At 41.4% G+C, this 4,328-nt stretch carries 3 protein-coding genes; all 3 read left to right on the top strand.

The genetic code is table 11. The features are described 5' to 3' along the window. Positions 1 to 1,654, top strand: a 1,654-nt coding sequence (locus L655_RS0101170) for an assimilatory sulfite reductase (NADPH) flavoprotein subunit (protein WP_024603813.1), incomplete at its 5' end; no start/stop codon positions are given. A gap of 61 nt (positions 1,655 to 1,715) precedes the next feature. Further along, positions 1,716 to 3,413, top strand: a complete 1,698-nt coding sequence (gene cysI, locus L655_RS0101165; RefSeq protein WP_024603812.1) for an assimilatory sulfite reductase (NADPH) hemoprotein subunit — start codon at positions 1,716 to 1,718, stop codon at positions 3,411 to 3,413. A 43-nt stretch (positions 3,414 to 3,456) separates the two neighbouring features. Next, positions 3,457 to 4,197, top strand: coding sequence for a phosphoadenylyl-sulfate reductase (locus L655_RS0101160; protein WP_002961106.1), 741 nt, complete (start codon positions 3,457 to 3,459; stop codon positions 4,195 to 4,197). Positions 4,198 to 4,328 lie beyond the last annotated feature (131 nt).

The raw sequence follows: 4,328 nt of genomic DNA, 5'->3' as shown, positions 1-4,328 counted from the left end.
AGGCGTACCAGCTGCGGGTGATGCAGCAGCGCTAACTATTTTATATGGTTCGCAAACAGGTAACGCAAAAGGTGTAGCTACCAAAATGAAAGAGCAGGCTGAGTCGCGAGGCTTAGCAGTTAAGCTTGTTAGCATGTCAGATTACAAACCAACAGCCCTGAAAAAAGAAAAGTTTTTAACTATCGTTGTATCTACTTACGGCGAAGGTGAGCCACCAGAAGACGCAGAAACACTCCACGAATTTTTAGCCACTAAAAAAGCGCCAAAACTAGACGATGTAAAAATAGCGGTTATTGGCTTAGGTGATTCTAGCTATGAGTTTTTCTGCCAGACAGCAAAAGATTTTGAAGAGCGTTTAAATAAACTCGGTGCACAAACTATCTATCAACGTGCTGATTTAGATGTAGATTACGAAGATGAAGCTGCTACGTGGATCGCCGGTGCAGTTGATGCATTTGAACCTGATTTAAAAGCGCAGCAAGAAGCCGCTGGTGGTCAAGTTGTATCAATGCCATTTGGCGCTCCAACCGCTGCAGCAAGCCAATATACAAAACAAAATCCATTTGAAGCAGAGCTATTAACTGTTCAAAAAATTACCGGTCGCGACTCGACTAAAGATGTACGCCACGTTGAAATTTCGCTTGAAGGTTCTGACATTACTTACACGCCAGGTGATTCATTAGGTGTATACTTTTTAAATGACGATGTATTAGTTGATGAAGTACTTACACTTACTCAAATAGATGCAACAAGTATTGTAAAAGTAGGTGATGAAGAGCTAAGCGTACGTGATGCACTTATTGAAAAGCTAGAGCTGACTCAGTCGTACCCAGGTTTTGTAGAAAAATACGCAACAGCAACAGGTACGCCTGAATTATTAAAGCTTGTAGAAGATAAAGCGGCAATGCGTGCGTATATTGAACCTCGCCAAATATTTGATGTGATTCGCCAAAACCCAGCAAAAATTGATGCGCAAACATTAGTAGATTGCCTACGTAAACTACAAGCTCGTTTGTACTCAATTGCATCTAGCCAAGCTGAGGTTGAAGACGAAGTACATTTAACACTAGGTCTAGTGCAGTTTGATGCATTTGATAGCGAGCATTTAGGTGGTTGTACTGGTTACTTAACTCGTCGTGCAGAAGAAGGTTGTAAAGTTAAAGTATTTAGCGAACACAACGACAATTTCCGCCTACCAACTAACGATGATACACCGGTGATTATGGTAGGCCCAGGTACGGGTATTGCGCCGTTCCGTGCATTTTTACAAGAGCGTGATTCACGTGAAGCACAAGGCAAAAACTGGTTGTTTTTTGGTAACCCACATTTCACTCAAGACTTTTTATACCAAGTAGAAATACAGGGTTATTTAAAATCGGGTTTACTTAACAAAGTAGATGTTGCATTTAGCCGCGATCAAGCAGAAAAAGTATACGTACAAGACAAATTACGCAGTAACAGTAAAGACGTGTTTGAATGGTTAGAAGCCGGCGCTCACTTTTATATTTGTGGCGATGCAAATCGCATGGCAAAAGATGTACACAATACTTTGCTTGATATAGTTAAAGAAAATACAGGCAAGAGTAACGAAGACGCAGAGCAGTACTTAAAAGATTTACGTAGCGCAAACCGCTATCAGAAAGACGTGTACTAACCGCGCCTCCTATTTTATTTAGTATCTAATTATCGTAATTGTAACAAATTTAGGATTTAAAATGAGCGAACAAGATAAAAATGTAAAACTTTCTGATAACGAGCGCTTAAAAGGTGAAAGTAACTTTTTGCGCGGCACTATAGCTCAAGGGTTAAAAGATGAAATCACAGGTGGTTTTACCGCAGATAACTTTCAGCTAATTCGTTTTCATGGCATGTACCAGCAAGATGATCGTGATATACGTGGTGAGCGCGCTAAGCAAAAGTTAGAGCCGCTACATAATGTAATGTTACGTGCACGTATGCCTGGCGGTATTATTAAGCCAGAGCAGTGGTTAGCAATTGATAAGTTTGCTGATGAAAAAACAAGCTACGGCAGCATTCGTTTAACTACGCGTCAAACGTTTCAGTTTCATGGTGTATTAAAGCCGAATATTAAAGGCATGCACCAAATGCTTAACAGCGTAGGTATAGACTCTATTGCAACTGCGGGCGATGTTAACCGTAACGTGCTTTGTACAACCAACCCCGTTGAATCTGAACTGCATTTAGAGGCTTATCAATGGGCTGCGAAAATTTCTGAACATTTATTACCAAAAACCAAAGCATACGCTGAAATTTGGTTAGATGGCGAAAAAGCAGAAACCACAGAAGAGCCAATTTTAGGATCTAACTACTTACCGCGTAAGTTTAAAACAACGGTAACCATTCCGCCTAATAACGAAGTTGATGTTCACGCTAACGATTTAAACTTTGTGGCAATTGCTGATAATGGCAAGCTTGTTGGTTTTAACGTATTAGTGGGTGGCGGCCTTGCCATGACGCACGGCGATACAGCAACTTACCCGCGTAAAGCTGACGAATTTGGTTTTATACCTCTTGAGCATACATTGAGTGTTGCTGAACATGTTTTATCAGTTCAACGTGATTGGGGTAATCGCGAAAATCGTAAAAATGCAAAAACAAAGTACACACTAGATCGTGTTGGTACAGATACATTTAAAGCTGAAGTTGAAAAACGTATTGGTGTTAAGTTTGAACCGATTAGACCTTATAAGTTCACCCACCGAGGCGATCGCATCGGTTGGGTTGATGGTATTGATGGAAAGAGTCATTTAACGCTCTTCATCCAAAATGGTCGTATTTTGGATTACCCAGACAAGCCACTAAAAACAGGTTGTCGTAAAATTGCAGAAATTCACCAAGGTGACATGCGTATGACGGCAAACCAAAACTTAATTATTGCTGGCGTACCTGCAGATCAAAAAGCCGTGATTGAAGAAATTGCACGTAGCCATGGCCTAATTGATGACAAAGATTCGCAGCAGCGTAAAAATTCTATGGCGTGTGTTTCACTGCCAACGTGCCCACTTGCAATGGCCGAAGCAGAGCGTTACTTACCAAGCCTAGTAGAAAAAACTGAAGCATTACTTGCTAAGCACGGTATACCAGATGACAGCATTATTATGCGCGTTGTAGGTTGCCCTAACGGTTGTGGCCGCGCAATGCTTGCAGAAGCTGGTTTAGTGGGTAAAGGGCCAGGTAAGTACAACGTTTACCTAGGTGGTAATTTAGAAGGTACACGCATTCCTAAATTGTACCTTGAGAACGTAGGCGAAGACGTTTACCTAGAAGCATTCGATAAGCTCATTGGGCAATGGGCAAAAGAGCGTAACGAAGGTGAGTGTTTTGGTGACTTTGTTATACGCAAAGGCATAGTTGCTGAAGTAAAAGTATCAGTAACCGATTTTCACGCTTAATTAAATACCAGCGCTTTGGCGCTGGTGAGGTTTGGAATTTACCATGAGTGAATTTAAAAACATTTTACAGCTAGATAAACAAAGCCAGGCGGCTATGTTAGCTGATGCTAATGGTTTGCTAGCGAATATGAGCGCAGAACAGCGTGTTGCATGGGCGCTTGATAACTTGCCTAATACGGCTTTTTTATCATCTAGCTTTGGTATTCAAGCGGCAGTAATGCTGCATTTAATGACCTCACAACGTCCAGATATTCCCGTTGTATTAACCGATACAGGCTATCTATTTCCTGAAACGTATCAGTTTATTGAACAAATGAGTGAGCGTTTATCACTAAACTTAAAGGTGTATAGAGCGCAGCTAAGCCCAGCATGGCAAGAAGCTAAGTTTGGTAAGTTGTGGGAGCAAGGCGAGGACGGCATTAAGCAATATAACCAGCTTAATAAAGTTGAGCCGATGACCCGCGCACTTAAAGAGATAGAAGCGGGCACGTGGTTTAGTGGTTTGCGTCGCGATCAATCATCTACACGTGCTGATAAACAGTTTGTAGAAATAAGCCGTGGTACCGTTAAAGTGTACCCGATTATTGAATGGTCTAACCGCGACGTGTATCAATACCTGACTAAGCACGATTTACCTTATCACCCATTATGGGAACAAGGTTATGTGTCGATGGGTGACGTACATACAACACGTAAGTTAGAACCAGGAATGACAGAGGAAGAAACTCGCTTTTTTGGTTTAAACCGAGAATGTGGACTACACATGGATGGTGACGGTATTTAACGTCACTACGATGTAGTTAAATCGCAAATAAAAACGCAGCTTCGGCTGTAATGCCGATCATTTAAGAAATAGTTAATAGCACTTGAACGATCTTCTAGGTATGTAAGAATCCGAATTCTTTTGTAGAATTC

It is taken from the genome of Pseudoalteromonas sp. TAE79 (genome assembly GCF_000498015.1).
Classification (GTDB): Bacteria; Pseudomonadota; Gammaproteobacteria; order Enterobacterales; family Alteromonadaceae; genus Pseudoalteromonas.
Note: the sequence above shows the minus strand (reverse complement) of the source record. Positions and strands in the feature narration are given on the sequence as shown.

Bases quoted from the DNA above. Each gene is read 5' to 3' on its own strand.
- cysI (WP_024603812.1), top strand. From the start codon at position 1,716: ATGAGCGAACAAGATAAAAATGTAAAACTTTCTGATAACGAGCGCTTA.
- L655_RS0101160 (WP_002961106.1), top strand. From the start codon at position 3,457: ATGAGTGAATTTAAAAACATTTTACAGCTAGATAAACAAAGCCAGGCG.